Origin of the sequence: Bacillus sp. F56 (genome assembly GCF_001748205.1) — a bacterium.
GTDB lineage: Bacteria > Bacillota > Bacilli > Bacillales > Bacillaceae > Bacillus > Bacillus stercoris.
Map to the genome: position 1 here is coordinate 280000 of NZ_BDFC01000008.1, position 14304 is coordinate 294303.

17 protein-coding genes are annotated in these 14304 nt (G+C 47.0%); 14 read left to right on the forward strand and 3 right to left on the reverse strand.

The window, feature by feature from the left end:
* Positions 1-36: 36 nt before the first annotated feature.
* Positions 37-1101 (forward strand): tartrate dehydrogenase, encoded by a 1065-nt coding sequence (locus BFW96_RS15025; RefSeq protein WP_083252892.1) that lies wholly within the window; start codon positions 37-39, stop codon positions 1099-1101.
* Positions 1102-1234: 133 nt separating this feature from the next.
* Positions 1235-1798 (forward strand): signal peptidase I sipU, encoded by a 564-nt coding sequence (gene sipU, locus BFW96_RS15030; protein WP_069839872.1) that lies wholly within the window; start codon positions 1235-1237, stop codon positions 1796-1798.
* A gap of 61 nt (positions 1799-1859) precedes the next feature.
* On the opposite strand, the gene BFW96_RS15035 is transcribed toward sipU, so the two are convergent.
* The gene (locus tag BFW96_RS15035) at positions 1860-2468 is read right to left on the reverse strand and encodes a dienelactone hydrolase family protein (protein ID WP_069839873.1); all 609 of its coding nucleotides are present in this window, start codon (positions 2466-2468) and stop codon (positions 1860-1862) included.
* A gap of 85 nt (positions 2469-2553) precedes the next feature.
* Between BFW96_RS15035 and BFW96_RS15040 the strand changes: the two genes are divergently transcribed.
* Complete coding sequence (locus BFW96_RS15040; RefSeq protein ID WP_014662795.1) at positions 2554-2946, forward strand: 3-hydroxyacyl-ACP dehydratase FabZ family protein; 393 nt, start codon at positions 2554-2556, stop codon at positions 2944-2946.
* Positions 2947-2978: 32 nt separating this feature from the next.
* Here BFW96_RS15040 and BFW96_RS15045 read toward each other — a convergent pair whose 3' ends face one another.
* On the reverse strand, positions 2979-3143 hold the full coding sequence (locus BFW96_RS15045; RefSeq protein WP_069839874.1) for a hypothetical protein: 165 nt from the start codon (positions 3141-3143) through the stop codon (positions 2979-2981).
* Between the two features lie 132 nt (positions 3144-3275).
* Between BFW96_RS15045 and BFW96_RS15050 the strand changes: the two genes are divergently transcribed.
* From BFW96_RS15050 to BFW96_RS15090, 9 genes are all read left to right on the forward strand, one after another.
* On the forward strand, positions 3276-4025 hold the full coding sequence (locus tag BFW96_RS15050) for a Cof-type HAD-IIB family hydrolase (protein WP_069839875.1): 750 nt from the start codon (positions 3276-3278) through the stop codon (positions 4023-4025).
* A gap of 201 nt (positions 4026-4226) precedes the next feature.
* Positions 4227-5000, forward strand: coding sequence for a 5-oxoprolinase subunit PpxA (gene pxpA, locus BFW96_RS15055; protein ID WP_069839876.1), 774 nt, complete (start codon positions 4227-4229; stop codon positions 4998-5000).
* A gap of 14 nt (positions 5001-5014) precedes the next feature.
* Positions 5015-6229 (forward strand): NRAMP family divalent metal transporter, encoded by a 1215-nt coding sequence (locus BFW96_RS15060; RefSeq protein ID WP_014662799.1) that lies wholly within the window; start codon positions 5015-5017, stop codon positions 6227-6229.
* Positions 6230-6252: 23 nt separating this feature from the next.
* A complete protein-coding gene (locus tag BFW96_RS15065) occupies positions 6253-7026 on the forward strand; it encodes a putative hydro-lyase (protein WP_083252898.1) in 774 nt (257 codons plus the stop codon).
* A gap of 44 nt (positions 7027-7070) precedes the next feature.
* Positions 7071-7793, forward strand: coding sequence for a 5-oxoprolinase subunit PxpB (gene pxpB / locus BFW96_RS15070; RefSeq protein WP_069839878.1), 723 nt, complete (start codon positions 7071-7073; stop codon positions 7791-7793).
* A 2-nt stretch (positions 7794-7795) separates the two neighbouring features.
* Positions 7796-8803, forward strand: coding sequence for a 5-oxoprolinase subunit PxpC (gene pxpC / locus BFW96_RS15075; protein WP_083252899.1), 1008 nt, complete (start codon positions 7796-7798; stop codon positions 8801-8803).
* Positions 8804-8818: 15 nt separating this feature from the next.
* The gene (locus BFW96_RS15080; RefSeq protein WP_069839880.1) at positions 8819-9571 is read left to right on the forward strand and encodes an IclR family transcriptional regulator; all 753 of its coding nucleotides are present in this window, start codon (positions 8819-8821) and stop codon (positions 9569-9571) included.
* A 63-nt stretch (positions 9572-9634) separates the two neighbouring features.
* Positions 9635-10276 (forward strand): spore germination lipase LipC, encoded by a 642-nt coding sequence (gene lipC, locus BFW96_RS15085; RefSeq protein ID WP_069839881.1) that lies wholly within the window; start codon positions 9635-9637, stop codon positions 10274-10276.
* Positions 10277-10448: 172 nt separating this feature from the next.
* Complete coding sequence (locus BFW96_RS15090; RefSeq protein ID WP_014662805.1) at positions 10449-10694, forward strand: YczI family protein; 246 nt, start codon at positions 10449-10451, stop codon at positions 10692-10694.
* Positions 10695-10699: 5 nt separating this feature from the next.
* Here the strand turns inward: BFW96_RS15090 and BFW96_RS15095 are convergent, their stop codons facing one another.
* Entirely contained in the window at positions 10700-10987 is a 288-nt protein-coding gene (locus tag BFW96_RS15095) for an antibiotic biosynthesis monooxygenase family protein (RefSeq protein WP_069839882.1), read from the reverse strand.
* A 150-nt stretch (positions 10988-11137) separates the two neighbouring features.
* Here BFW96_RS15095 and pbpC point away from each other — a divergent pair, with 150 nt between their 5' ends.
* Both pbpC and BFW96_RS15105 read left to right on the forward strand, forming a co-directional pair.
* Complete coding sequence (gene pbpC, locus BFW96_RS15100) at positions 11138-13144, forward strand: penicillin-binding protein 3 (protein ID WP_069839883.1); 2007 nt, start codon at positions 11138-11140, stop codon at positions 13142-13144.
* A 100-nt stretch (positions 13145-13244) separates the two neighbouring features.
* The gene (locus BFW96_RS15105; protein ID WP_069839884.1) at positions 13245-14147 is read left to right on the forward strand and encodes an aldo/keto reductase; all 903 of its coding nucleotides are present in this window, start codon (positions 13245-13247) and stop codon (positions 14145-14147) included.
* The last annotated feature ends 157 nt before the right edge of the window (positions 14148-14304 follow it).

Consider the following 14304-nt stretch of genomic DNA (forward strand, 5'->3'; position numbering starts at 1 on the left):
ATAATAGAAAACGCTTACGATAACAGGGGGAGGAGAATGACGATGAAACAATTCGAGATTGCGGCAATACCGGGAGACGGAGTAGGAAAAGAGGTTGTAGCGGCTGCTGAAAAAGTGCTTCATACAGCGGCTGAGGTGCACGGGGGTTTGTCATTCTCATTCACGGCTTTTCCATGGAGCTGTGATTATTACTTGGAGCACGGCAAAATGATGCCCGAAGATGGAATACATACGCTTACTCAATTTGAAGCCGTTTTCTTGGGAGCCGTCGGAAATCCGAAGCTGGTTCCCGATCATATTTCGTTATGGGGGCTGCTGCTGAAAATACGGAGGGAGCTTGAGCTTTCCGTTAATATGAGGCCAGCCAAACAAATGGCGGGCATTACGTCGCCGCTTTTGCATCCAAATGATTTTGACCTCGTGGTGATTCGCGAGAACAGTGAGGGTGAATACAGTGAAGTCGGCGGGCGCATTCATAAAGGCGATGATGAAATCGCCATCCAGAATGCCGTGTTTACAAGAAAAGCGACAGAACGTGTCATGCGCTTTGCCTTCGAATTGGCGAAAAAACGGCGCGGCCATGTGACAAGTGCGACAAAGTCTAACGGCATTTATCACGCGATGCCGTTTTGGGATGAAGTCTTTCAGCAGACGGCCGCTGAGTATAGCGGAATCGAAACGTCATCCCAGCATATTGATGCGCTGGCCGCTTTTTTTGTGACGCGTCCGGAAACGTTTGATGTTATTGTGGCGAGTAACTTGTTCGGTGATATTTTAACCGACATCAGCTCGAGCCTGATGGGAAGCATCGGCATTGCGCCTTCTGCGAACATCAATCCATCCGGCAAATATCCATCCATGTTTGAACCGGTTCACGGCTCGGCTCCTGACATTGCCGGACAGGGCCTTGCCAATCCAATCGGCCAGATTTGGACAGCGAAGCTGATGCTGGACCACTTCGAGGAGGAAGAACTGGGGGCGAAAATTCTGGATGTAATGGAGCAAGTAACTGCCGACGGCATCAAAACACGCGACATTGGGGGACAAAGCACAACGGCTGAGGTCACTGATGAAATCTGTGCGCGTTTAAGAAAGCTCTGATGAAACAGGCCGGGGAAGTTGGCTGCCCCGGCCTGTCCATTTGCTTACGAAAATTTCCACAAAAGTCTAACCAAGCTGATCCAAATGCTGTATAATAATTTGGAATTCTTAGGAAAGCACTGGGTGAAGGAAGTTGAATGCAAAAACAATCACGTTAAAGAAAAAAATAAAAATCAAATGGATCGTTGTACTCAGTATCGTTATGATCGCAGCTCTCATATTTACGATCAGATTGGTGTTTTACAAGCCCTTTCTCGTTGAAGGCTCATCGATGGCCCCAACGCTTAAAGATTCAGAAAGAATTCTGGTTGACAAAGCAGTCAAATGGACTGGCGGGTTTCATAGAGGCGACATCATAGTCATTCATGACAAAATGAGCGGCCGCTCTTTTGTCAAACGTTTAATCGGTTTGCCTGGTGACAGCATCAAAATGAAGAATGATCAGCTATACATAAATGATAAAAAGGTGGAAGAACCGTACTTAAAGGAACAGAAACAAGAGGTCGAAGAGTCAGGTGGAACCTTAACAGGCGACTTCGAAGTTGAGGTGCCATCCGGTAAATATTTTGTAATGGGAGATAACCGTCTCAATTCACTGGATAGCAGAAATGGAATGGGCATGCCTTCTGAGGAAGATATCATCGGTACTGAATCTCTCGTCTTTTATCCATTCGGTGAGATGAGACAGGCAAAATAAAACGCAATGCAAAAAGTACATGGAACGTATGACGGCACTGATAAAAAAGCGCCGTGCACGTTTAAAAAAATGATGATGAAGCAGGGCGGAGACGTTTTTCCGCCCCGTTTTTTATGATGGAAAGCGTTTTGAAGAAAAGGGCTCTGTCGAAATAAACAGAATCAGGATTGGCGAAGCCGTGAAGCGCATCAAATTGATAAATCTTCAGATGGGCATGCTGTTTCTCCCGAAGGTTTTTGATCAGAAGCGTCACGTCAAACGATGGCTCATAAGAAGGGAAAAACAATAGCACCGGGCAGGCTGGCACGTGATGAAGAGAATCACGTATCCGGGAACCGTAATAACAAACAGCTCCGCTAACCTCGGGCATACTGCTGCATTTCCATGCGATGGTAGCCCCTACGCTGAATCCAATCACAAAGATGTGCCGTCCGGTGTTTTGCCTGATCACATTCTGGATGATGGTTTCTCCCGTTTTCAGCCGTTCATGTTTTGTAAATTGTTCGTATGCCGTTTTTTCCTCTAGCAGTGTGTAGACTTCTTCCGGTTCGAGCAAGTTGGGCGTCAGCACGTCATATCCAGCCATGTTGATCAGCCGGGCCATCTTTTTCATATGGCTGTTTACACCGTATATTTCGTGGACAAGAATGACAAGCGGTTTTGGGGACATAACGGCCTCCTTTTGTGTTTTTCCCATTATATCCTATCGTTACGCTTTAGGCTGATATATAATGGTCAAAAAAAGGAGATATACAATGAACCCATTATCTTTGCCTCACCGCTACCCGTTTTTGTTTATTGATGGCGTGACGGATAGCGAGCCCGGCAAACACGCGGCAGCTTATAAACGAATTAGTGAGAATGACTGGTTTATTACTGATGCCCAAACAGAAATGCCGTTTTCACTTGTGATTGAAGCGCTAGCGCAAACCGCTGCTTTTACAGGAATTACAGATGAGAACAGCTTGGGGTTATTGTCTTCGGTGAAGAAAGCGGAAAAGCTGGGAGCGGCTGTGCCTGGTGACCGGCTTGATCTTACGTTTGAAGTCACGCGCAACCGGCGCGGATTTGTGTTCGGACATGCCAAGGCGTCAGTAGGAGAGCAGCCTGTTGCTGAAGCTGAAATCGGCATCTATATTGAAAAATGAAAAAAACCCTTCACAACATTTTGTGAGGGGTTCTATTTTGTGTCGTAATCCCGTTCGCTTTGAGAGTCATCTCTTTGCTGGCGTTTGTGTTTTTCATCATTCATATTTTCCTTCAGCTCTTCATTAGGAATTGGATCGGTTAAGTCGTTGTGCTCGGGATTTTCATTTGGTTTGTTTTGCTGTTTTCTTTCTTCCATGTTTGATCACCTCACCGTTTGTTTTCCTCTTATCAGTTCACCTCAAACATGGGAAATCGCTTTTTTGTCCCGCTGGGTATAATGTATTAGAATAGAGAGAAGCACAACAAAAAGATAAAGAGAGGTACATATATGTCTGTTCAAAGAGAAGATGTAGATATCAAGCTGATCGCAATTGATATGGATGGAACATTGCTGAACGACGAGCAGCTGATCTCGGAGGAAAACCGCAAAGCCATTCGTAAAGCGGAGGATAAAGGTGTGTATGTGGTAATCAGCACGGGCCGGACGCTGATGACGTGCCGGGAGCTGGCGGAGTCGCTGAAGCTGTCATCCTTTCTAATCACGGCAAACGGCAGCGAAATCTGGGACTCGAATTTTAATTTGGTGGAACGGAAGCTGCTCCATACAGACCATATTCAAATGATGTGGGATTTGCGGAATAAACACAACACCAATTTCTGGGCTTCTACCGTGAACAAAGTATGGAGAGGCGAGTTTCCGGAAAACATTACGGATCATGAATGGCTCAAATTCGGCTTTGACATCGAGGATGACGACATCCGAAACGAAGTGCTGGAGGAGCTAAGAAAAAACAAAGAGCTCGAAATCACAAATTCAAGTCCGACAAACATTGAAGTTAACGCGCTCGGCATCAACAAAGCGGCAGCCCTTGCCAAGGTTACGGAAAAACTCGGCTTTGCGATGGAGAATGTGATGGCGATGGGCGACAGCCTCAATGACATCGCGATGATTAAAGAAGCGGGTCTGGGCGTCGCAATGGGTAATGCGCAAGACATCGTGAAAGAAACGGCTGATTGGATCACGGATACAAATATTGAGGATGGTGTCGCTAAGGCGATTCGCCATTGGGTACTATAAAAAAGAGAGTCCTAAGATGGACTCTCTTTTTGTTTGGCAGGTTTTCTTCTGGGACCATGGTAGGTTTTCTGACAAAAGTATTTCACAAACTAATATGCTTGACTTATAATGAAATAAAGTTCAAAAATTCGGAATAGTCGTTCCGAATTTCGGGACAATAAATACATAAAGCATATCGTTTGCTTTGGCAGGAGGGATTCTGTGTTTCAAATTGATTTAAACTGTGATTTAGGAGAAAGCTTCGGAGCCTACAAGATAGGCCTTGACCAAGATATTTTAGAGTATGTGACATCAGCGAATATCGCATGCGGATTTCATGCTGGAGATCCTAGTGTGATGCGAAAAACCGTCGCACTTGCAGCAGAAAGAGGCGTGAAAATCGGCGCGCATCCGGGCTTGCCGGATTTACTCGGTTTTGGGCGCCGCAATATGGCGATTTCACCTGAGGAAGCGTATGATCTTGTCATTTATCAAATTGGCGCGCTCTCTGGCTTTCTAAAAGCAGAGGGACTTCACATGCAGCACGTCAAGCCGCATGGCGCTTTATACAATATGGCGGCAGTCGATCAAAAACTGTCGGATGCGATCGCGAAAGCTGTCTATAAGGTTGATCCCGGCCTGATTCTTTTCGGTCTTGCTGAGAGCGAGCTTGTAAAAGCGGGAGAACGGATCGGACTTCAGACCGCAAATGAAGTGTTCGCCGACAGAACATACCAATCGGACGGCACGCTGACACCGCGCTCCCAGCCGGACGCACTCATTGAAAGTGATGATGCCGCCGTCACCCAGGTCATCAAAATGGTGAAAGAAGGGGCGGTCAAATCTCAGCAAGGACATGATGTGTCATTAAAAGCAGATACAGTCTGCATTCATGGAGATGGAGCCCATGCGCTGACATTTGCCCGAAAAATCAGAAAAGAGCTTAAGGCGGCAGGAATTGAAGTGACAGCTATTTCAGAACAGAAGTCCACATAAAGGAGGAACAATAGATGGAGCAGGAGAAAAAAACAGCAGGAAAAAAAGCGGGCAGCTGGTCATTGCTGATGGGCGCCGCCTTTTTAATGGCAACCTCAGCAATCGGACCGGGCTTCCTCACCCAAACTGCAACTTTCACAAACACACTCGCGGCAAGCTTCGGTTTTGTCATCTTAATCTCTATTATTTTAGATATTTTTGCCCAAACCAATGTATGGCGCATCATCGCAGTTTCTGGAAAACGCGGTCAGGAAATTGCGAATATGGTGCTTCCGGGACTGGGGTATTTCATCGCCATTCTCGTCGTGCTTGGCGGGCTTGCCTTTAATATTGGGAATATCGGAGGTGCCGGGCTGGGGCTTCAGGTGCTGTTCGGCATTAAACCGGAAACAGGCGCATTGATCAGCGCTGTTATCGCCATTTTGATTTTTGTCATTAAAGAAGCGGGAAAAGCGATGGACCGTTTTACGCAAATCGCGGGCTTTGCCATGATCATCCTAACGCTGTATGTCGCAATCACGTCTGCACCGCCAGTCGGACATGCGGTGGCGAACACGTTTGCCCCTGAACACATCAGTATTTTTGCTATTGTTACACTGGTGGGCGGAACTGTCGGCGGATATATCACATTTGCCGGGGGACACCGTTTGCTGGATGCGGGCATTAAAGGGAAGGAATCCATTCCCCAAGTAACAAAAAGCTCGGTTGTCGGCATTTTAATTACCTCTGTCATGCGGATCGCTCTTTTCCTTGCGGTGCTTGGCGTTGTTTCAAAAGGCCTGCATATCGATGAAAGCAACCCTGCGGCTTCAGTCTTCAAGCTTGCTGCTGGAAATGTCGGTTATAAAATTTTCGGATTGATTATGTGGTCTGCGGCCATTACATCTGTGATTGGAGCAGCTTATACATCTGTTTCGTTTTTCAAAACCTTTTCTCCAAAAATTGAAAAGAATTCACGCGGCATTATTATCGGATTTATTGTGATTTCTACGTTAGCTTTTGTCACAATCGGACAGCCTGCGAAGATCCTCGTCCTTGTCGGATCGCTGAACGGCTTGATTTTGCCGATTGCACTCGGAACACTGCTTGTTGCCGCCTACAAGAAAAACATTGTTGGTGATTATAAGCACCCGCTATGGCTGACAAGCACAGGCGCGCTTGTAGTGATTGTAATGGCAGTTATGGGAATCTACACGTTATGTACACAACTTCCTCAATTGTGGAGCTGATATAAGTGGAGCAATTAAACAAAATGGCGCCAAAAGATGTACGTGCCCTGATACGAGAGGGAAAAATAAACGGGCCGACCGCAGGCATGTCCGGCGGATATGCCCAAGCGAATCTTGTGGTTTTGAAGAAAGACCTTGCTTTTGATTTCCTGCTGTTTTGCCAGCGAAATCAAAAGCCCTGCCCTGTGCTCGATGTGACTGAAACGGGTTCGCCTGTGCCGTCTCTGGCTGCGCCGGATGCTGATATCAGAACGGACTTTCCGAAATACCGTATTTACAGGCACGGTATCTTAACGGAAGAAGTATCTGATATTACGCCATACTGGGAGGACGATTTTGTCGGCTTTCTGATCGGATGCAGCTTCTCCTTTGAACAGGCACTGATCAACAATGGGATAGCGGTCCGGCATATTGATGAGGGGACAAATGTCCCGATGTATCAAACGAATATCGATTGTGTTCCGGCGGGGGCGTTTCACGGACGGATGGTTGTCAGCATGAGACCGGTTCCTGAACGGCTGGCTGTACGTGCCGCGCAAGTGACCTCGCGTTTTCCGGCTGTGCACGGAGGGCCGATCCATATCGGCAATCCGGGAGCAATCGGCATTCGCAATCTGGACAAACCGGATTTCGGAGATGCCGTTTCCATTCGTGAAGGCGAGGTTCCTGTTTTTTTGGCATGCGGAGTGACACCGCAAGCCGTGGCTATGAATGTAAAACCTGAAATGGTCATCACACATGCGCCGGGGCATATGCTCATCACAGATATTCGAGACGAGTCGCTTGCGGTGCTGTAACCTCTCGTCATCCTGATGAACGAGAATTAAAAGAGGTGAGAAAGATGACTGTACGATATCAAATCGAACAGCTCGGTGATTCTGCAATGATGATCCGATTCGGAGAAGAAATCAACGAACAGGTCAACGGCATTGTCCATGCCGCGGCCGCTTATATAGAAGAACAGCCATTTCCGGGATTCATTGAATGTATCCCGGCTTTTACAAGTCTAACCGTATTTTATGATATGTATGAAGTGTACAAGCATTTGCCTCAGGGTATAAGCTCACCTTTTGAGAAGGTCAAGCGCGATGTCGAAGAGCGGCTGGTAGAAATAGCTGAAGACTATGAGGTCAACCGCCGTATTGTAGAAATTCCCGTCTGCTATGGCGGTGAATTCGGCCCTGATTTAGAAGAGGTGGCGAAGATCAATCAGCTGTCACCGGAGGAAGTGATCGACATTCATACAAGCGGTGAATATGTGGTGTATATGCTCGGATTCGCGCCTGGTTTTCCTTTTCTAGGCGGGATGTCAAAACGCATTGCAGCTCCGCGAAAATCATCGCCAAGACCGTCGATTCCCGCAGGTTCGGTCGGTATTGCGGGATTGCAGACAGGTGTTTATCCGATTTCAACGCCGGGCGGCTGGCAGCTGATCGGCAAAACGCCGCTGGCGCTTTTCCGGCCGCAGGAAAATCCGCCGACATTGCTGCGGGCGGGAGATACTGTGAAATTCGTTCGCATCTCAGAAGAAGACTATCACGCCTATAAGGAGGAGTCCAATTGAGCATGAAAGTATTAAAGCCCGGACTGCTCACAACGGTTCAGGATATAGGCAGAACGGGTTACCAAAAATACGGCGTTCTGGCCAGCGGCGCCATGGACACGGTTTCGCTGCGCATTGCCAATTTGCTGATCGGAAACGGCGAAAATGAAGCAGGTCTCGAAATAACGATGATGGGGCCGGGTCCGTCGTTTCATGTTGCAAAAACGACGCTGATTGCGGTGACAGGGGCGGATTTCACGCTGCGTATTAATGACGAGGAAGCGCCTTTATGGAAGCCCGTGCTCGTCAAGGAAAACAGCACGGTCAGCTTTGGCCCCTGCAAGCTCGGCAGCCGTGCTTATGTAGCCGCAGCCGGCGGCATCGATGTGCCTGCCGTTATGGAAAGTAAAAGCACATACGTCAGAGCAGGCATCGGCGGACTTCATGGCAGAGCGCTTCAAAAAGAAGATGAACTGTCTATTGGAGAGATGTCAGCTCTTTCGCAAACCATCCTTTCCCGTTTAAGTCCGCAGCTTGAAAAACAGGGATTTGCAGCACCGAAGTGGTCGGTCAGCCGCGGCAGATTTCTGCCGCTGAAGAAGAATCCCATCATTCGGGTGCTGGAAGGAAAGCAATTCGCCTTTTTCACAGAAGAATCAAAAACGCGTTTTTATGAAGAAGCATTTCGTGTCACGCCGCAATCTGACCGTATGGGCTACAGGCTCAAAGGAGAACCGCTCGAACTGAAAGCCCCGCTTGAGATGGTGTCAGAAGCGGTTTCGTTTGGAACAGTTCAGGTGCCGCCTGACGGCAACCCGATTATCCTGCTTGCAGACCGGCAGACGACTGGCGGCTATCCGAGGATCGCGCACATCATATCCGCTGATCTTCCGGTTGTTTCCCAAATCATGCCGGGTGAGCACGTCCAGTTTGAGCCTGTGTCCCTTCAGGAGGCAGAAGCGCTTGCGGTAGAACGGGAACAGCATATAAAAGCACTGAAAACGAGAATGAAGATGGAATGGCTGACATAGCAAAGGGGATGAAGGATGCAGAATAAAAATAAAACCGTAGTCAAATCTATGGCGCTGCTTAATTTGTTTTTGCATAAACCAAGCCTAACCTTAAGTGAACTGGTGGCGCTGACAGGAATGCCGAAGACCTCTGTTCACCGGATGGTCAGCTCCTTGGAGGAAATGGGGTTCCTCAGTCGGGATGCGTCCGGCGCTTATTCGCTGGGGTTGGTGTTTTTGGAATTCGGACAGCTTGTCGCTGACAGGCTGGATATCAGAAAAATAGCGAAACCCGTGATGGAAGAGCTGTGCCGGGAAGTGGACGAGGCCGTGCAGTTGATCATGAGGGACGGCAATGAAGCGATATACGTTGAGAAAATAGAAGGAACACAGACTGTGCGGCTGTATACGGCAATCGGCAGGCGTTCCCCCCTGTATGCGGGAGCGTGCGCCAGAAGCATTCTGTCCTTTCTTCCCCGTGAAGAAATCGAAGCATACATCAAACAAACTGAGCTCATTTCAATTGGCTCCGGAACGATTACCGATCCCGAAAAACTGCTTCAGGAGATTGATGCCTCTGTGCAAAATGGCTATACTGTCAGCTATTCAGAGCTCGAAAACTATACGGCGGCGATCGGCGCCCCGATCTTTAACCATAAGCGACAGGTGGCAGCCGGCATTAGCATTGCAGGCTTTGAAGCGAGATATACAGAAGACAGGCTGCCCTATTTAACAGAAAAGGTGAAGGACGCCGCTTTACAGATTTCAAGAAAATTAGGATATACATAAGTAGCCAATCTTTTCTCTGCTGCGTACATTAACGTATCGACGTTCAAGAGTGGAGGAAAGAACATGGTGCTACGATATACAGCTCTGGGCGATTCCTTAACGACAGGGAGAGGCTCCGGGCTGTTTTCACCCGGCTTCGTCCAGCGTTTTGGGGACATGATGGAAGCTGACTTGAAAACAAAAACGACAATAGCCATATTTGCCAGATCAGGCCTGAATACAGAGGAGATTCTTGGACTCCTGTCATATCCCTATGTGCAAAAATGCATTCGAGATGCTGATATGATAACGATCACAGGGTGCGGAAACGATCTCATCGATTCGGTCTTAGCCTACCAAACCTCTAAGGATGAAACGATTTTCAGCCGTGTATCCGCCCATTGCCATGAGAATTTTGAAAAGATGATTGCCAAGATCGCCGAGATCAAAGGAGAAAACCCTTCCCCGTACGCCATCCGAGTGTTCAACTTATACAACCCGTTTCCCGGCATTGAAATCGCCGGCAAATGGATCACATCCTTCAATTCACATTTAGCAACACTTGCATCAGCACCCCATGTCAAAATCGCGGATGCCTACAGCATCTTCAAAGGCAAGGAGCAGGAATACCTGTCCCTTGACGGTGTCCATCCGAACAGCAAAGGCTATCAAGCGATGGCTGAAGCCGTTCACAAGTTAGGCTATAGAGAATTGTCAGTTTCATAGAAAACGCGCCTCATGACAGGCGCGTTTTTTATGTGTGATCGAAATATTAAAAGAAACTTAAAATTCCCTTTCTTCTGTTCTACATCCCCAAAAAGTGCGCTAGAATAATGGAGGGCGTAGGCAAATATAGCCATAACGTTCAATATTTCGTATATAAGGAAGGATGGTCCTTTTGTTTCGCATTGTTAAAATGTCCTTTGCGGTTATCATTATTTTATTGGCGCTTATTGCTTTTAAATATACGGAACACACCTCTGTTATCCAATCGGTTATGCTTGTTTTTCTTGGCGCAGTCATGTTTATGCAGGGGCTTGAAGAACGCAAAAAAGAAAATGACGGCTCAGGCGCTTTTAATATTTATACCGCCGTTTTTGTATGGTCTGTCTCCCTTATCGGTTTTACACTTCATATTATATAAATCTATTACACATCCTGAAAATGCTCGACCGTCGGGAACGGGGTATAGAACCGATGAAGCAAGGCTTTCCACTCTTGATACTCTGAAGAACCGCGAAAGCCTTCCGTATGGTCCTCAAGTGTTTCCCACTCCACAAGAAGCAGATATTTATGCGTTTCCTCCATGCATTTTGATAACGAGTGAGTGATATAGCCCTTCATGCTGGAAATGATCGGCGCCGCTTGCCGGAACGCCGCCTCAAACTCTTGTTCAAGCCCTTCTTTAATGTGAAGCATTGCTGCCTCTCTGACCATGCTATCCCTTCTTTCTGTCTTTTCAAATAGTCTACAGCAAACGATAGGAGATTTCTGCAAAATCGGTGAACTTTTCCTTCATTTTCAAAAAAATCTTGCACGCACCAATTCAATTAAGAGAAAATAACAAGTGGAAGGCAGGGGAAAGTCATGTTAAAAAAGTGTATTCTACTAGTATTTCTATGCGTCGGGTTGATTGGGTTGATCGGATGCTCCAAAACAGATTCACCAGAGGATCGCATGGAAGCATTCGTGAAACAGTGGAATGATCAGCAATTCGATGACATGTATCAAAGCCTGACTAAAGATGTCAAAAAAGAAATCTCCAAAAAAGATTTCGTCAACAGGTATAAAGCCATCTATGAGCAGGCCGGTGTAAAAGATTTGAAAGTCACTGCGGGAGAAGTAGATAAGGACGATCAAGACAACAAGACGATGAAACATATCCCGTATAAAGTCAGCATGAACACAAATGCCGGCAAAGTCAGCTTCAAGAATACTGCTGTGCTGAAATTAGAAAAAACAGATGACGAGGAGTCATGGAATATAGATTGGGACCCATCGTTTATTTTCAAACAGCTGGCTGACGACAAAACCGTGCAAATTATGAGCATTGAACCGAAACGAGGCCAAATTTACGATAAAAATGGAAAAGGGTTAGCCGTCAATACAGATGTTCCGGAAATCGGGATTGTTCCCGGAGAGCTTGGCGATAAAAAAGAGAAAGTCATAAAAGAGCTCGCCAAAAAACTTGATTTGACTGAAGACGACATCAAGAAAAAGCTGGATCAAGGCTGGGTAAAAGACGATTCGTTTGTGCCGCTCAAAAAGGTCAAGCCTGACCAGGAGAAGTTAGTTTCTGAAGCGACGTCATTACAAGGCGTAACAAGAACGAATGTCAGCTCTCGCTACTATCCGTATGGCGAAAAGACAGCCCATTTGACAGGGTATGTCCGCGCCATTACAGCGGAAGAACTAAAGAAAAAGAAAGCAGGAACGTACAGCGATACGTCTAACATCGGCATCGCCGGACTTGAAAATGTGTATGAAGATAAGCTAAGAGGCACAACTGGCTGGAAAATTTACGTGCCGCAAACCGGGGAAGTCATCGCTGAAAAGAAAGCAAAGGACGGCGAGGATCTTCATCTTACAATTGATATTAAAACGCAAACGAAGCTGTATGATGAACTCAAGGATGACAGCGGGACGGCAGTCGCGCTGCAGCCGAAGACAGGCGAAACACTTGCACTTGTCAGCGCGCCTTCCTACGATCCGAACGGGTTTATTTTCGGCTGGAGCGATAAGGAATGGAAAAAGCTAAACAAAGATAAAAACAATCCGTTTTCAGCGAAATTCAATAAGACGTACGCACCGGGTTCCACGATTAAACCGATTGCGGCTGCTATTGGAATCAAAAACGGCACCCTTAAAGCCGATGAAAAGAAAACAATCAAAGGTAAGGAGTGGCAAAAAGATTCGAGCTGGGGCGGCTATTCAGTGACACGCGTGTCTGAGAGACTTCAGCAAGTCGATTTGGAAAATGCCCTTATTACGTCAGACAATATTTATTTTGCCCAGAACGCGCTTGATATGGGAGCGGATACCTTCACAAAAGGCTTGAAGACATTCGGTTTTTCAGAGGACATTCCGTATGAATTCCCGATCCAGAAATCGTCTATTGCAAATGACAAGCTTGATTCAGACATTTTGCTTGCGGATACAGGCTACGGACAAGGGCAAATGCAAATGTCTCCGCTTCACTTGGCAGCTGCTTACACGCCATTTGTTGACAATGGAGACCTTGTCAAACCGACGCTGATCAAAAAAGACTCGCAAACAGCTGATGTTTGGCACAAGCAAGTGGTCACCAAGGAAGGAGCGGCAGACATTACAAAAGGTCTGAAGGGCGTTGTCGAGGATGAGCGCGGATCAGCCTATCAGCCTGTCGTGAAAGGAATCACAGTGGCCGGAAAAACAGGAACAGCCGAGCTGAAAACATCCAAAGATGATAAGGATGGCGCGGAAAATGGCTGGTTTGTCGGCTACGATTACAAAAACAAAGACCTGCTTGTCGCCATGATGATCCAAAATGTGCAGGACCGCGGCGGCAGCCACTACGTCGTTGAGAAAGCGAAAAAGCAATTTCAATCGAATTAAAATGTCTTTTTAAAAGGGGCGAAAGGAAAAAGGGGATCTGAGGCCGAATGAACTAGTAAGGGGCAAAACCCGGTTTATACAAGGAAAAGAGGGATTTTGCATGCAACGTATTCAATTGGCGGAGGATCTTCAATTTTCAAGAGTCATACACGGCCTTTGGCGGCTGAATGAATGGAACTATTCAGATGCTGAACTGCTGAGTCTCATTGAATGGTGTATCGATCACGGCATCACGACCTTTGATCATGCGGATATTTATGGGGGCTATACGTGCGAAAAGCTGTTTGGAAACGCCCTTGCTCTTTCGCCCGGATTAAGAGAAAACATAGAGCTGGTCACAAAATGCGGCATTGTTCTTGAATCGCCTGAACGGCCAGCTCACAGATCGCATCATTATAACACAAGCAAATCGCATATTTTGGCATCTGTTGAGCAATCACTTATGAACCTTAGGACGGATTATATCGATGTGCTGTTGATTCACAGACCGGACCCGCTCATGGATCCGGAGGGGGTAGCAGAGGCGTTTCAAGCGCTGAAATGCTCTGGCAAGGTCAGGTACTTCGGCGTTTCGAACTTTAAAGATCACCAGTATCGGATGCTGGAATCGTATTTGCCTGAGAAGCTCGTGACCAACCAGATTGAGCTTTCCGCTTATGAATTAGAAAATGTGCGCGACGGCACTTTGAATCTCTGTCAGGAAAAACGGATACCGCCGATGGCTTGGTCGCCTCTGGCAGGCGGCAAAGTTTTCACTGCTGACACGGAAAAAGACCGGCGTGTCCGCACGGCGCTTGAATCCGTTCAAGCAGAGATCGGCGCCGCTTCTTTGGACGAGGTCATGTACGCATGGCTGTATACGCATCCGGCAAACATCATGCCGATTGTCGGAAGCGGAAAGCGCGAGCGGATTTCTGCCGCGATAAATGCGATGTCCTACAAGCTTGACCAAGATCAATGGTTTCGCATTTTTACAGCCATACAGGGTTACGATATTCCATAAAAAGCATCAGCTTACCAGCTGATGCTTTTTCAATGTTGTCACACCGCTTAGTGCCAAATTACCATTTATAACTGATTGATTCTTTTGTGAAAGCGTTTTATATTAAAAGGAAACCTCTCTATATCCTCTACTGCATCTCCTTGCGACTTCATCCGCA

Coding starts and splice junctions, on each gene's coding strand:
- BFW96_RS15060 (WP_014662799.1), top strand. CDS start 5,015: ATGGAGCAGGAGAAAAAAACAGCAGGAAAAAAAGCGGGCAGCTGGTCA.
- pxpC (WP_083252899.1), top strand. CDS start 7,796: ATGAAAGTATTAAAGCCCGGACTGCTCACAACGGTTCAGGATATAGGC.
- BFW96_RS15035 (WP_069839873.1), bottom strand. CDS start 2,468: ATGTCCCCAAAACCGCTTGTCATTCTTGTCCACGAAATATACGGTGTA.
- BFW96_RS15025 (WP_083252892.1), top strand. CDS start 37: ATGACGATGAAACAATTCGAGATTGCGGCAATACCGGGAGACGGAGTA.
- BFW96_RS15040 (WP_014662795.1), top strand. CDS start 2,554: ATGAACCCATTATCTTTGCCTCACCGCTACCCGTTTTTGTTTATTGAT.
- BFW96_RS15045 (WP_069839874.1), bottom strand. CDS start 3,143: ATGGAAGAAAGAAAACAGCAAAACAAACCAAATGAAAATCCCGAGCAC.
- pbpC (WP_069839883.1), top strand. CDS start 11,138: ATGTTAAAAAAGTGTATTCTACTAGTATTTCTATGCGTCGGGTTGATT.
- lipC (WP_069839881.1), top strand. CDS start 9,635: ATGGTGCTACGATATACAGCTCTGGGCGATTCCTTAACGACAGGGAGA.
- BFW96_RS15050 (WP_069839875.1), top strand. CDS start 3,276: ATGTCTGTTCAAAGAGAAGATGTAGATATCAAGCTGATCGCAATTGAT.
- BFW96_RS15065 (WP_083252898.1), top strand. CDS start 6,253: ATGGCGCCAAAAGATGTACGTGCCCTGATACGAGAGGGAAAAATAAAC.
- pxpB (WP_069839878.1), top strand. CDS start 7,071: ATGACTGTACGATATCAAATCGAACAGCTCGGTGATTCTGCAATGATG.
- BFW96_RS15080 (WP_069839880.1), top strand. CDS start 8,819: ATGCAGAATAAAAATAAAACCGTAGTCAAATCTATGGCGCTGCTTAAT.
- BFW96_RS15095 (WP_069839882.1), bottom strand. CDS start 10,987: ATGGTCAGAGAGGCAGCAATGCTTCACATTAAAGAAGGGCTTGAACAA.
- BFW96_RS15105 (WP_069839884.1), top strand. CDS start 13,245: ATGCAACGTATTCAATTGGCGGAGGATCTTCAATTTTCAAGAGTCATA.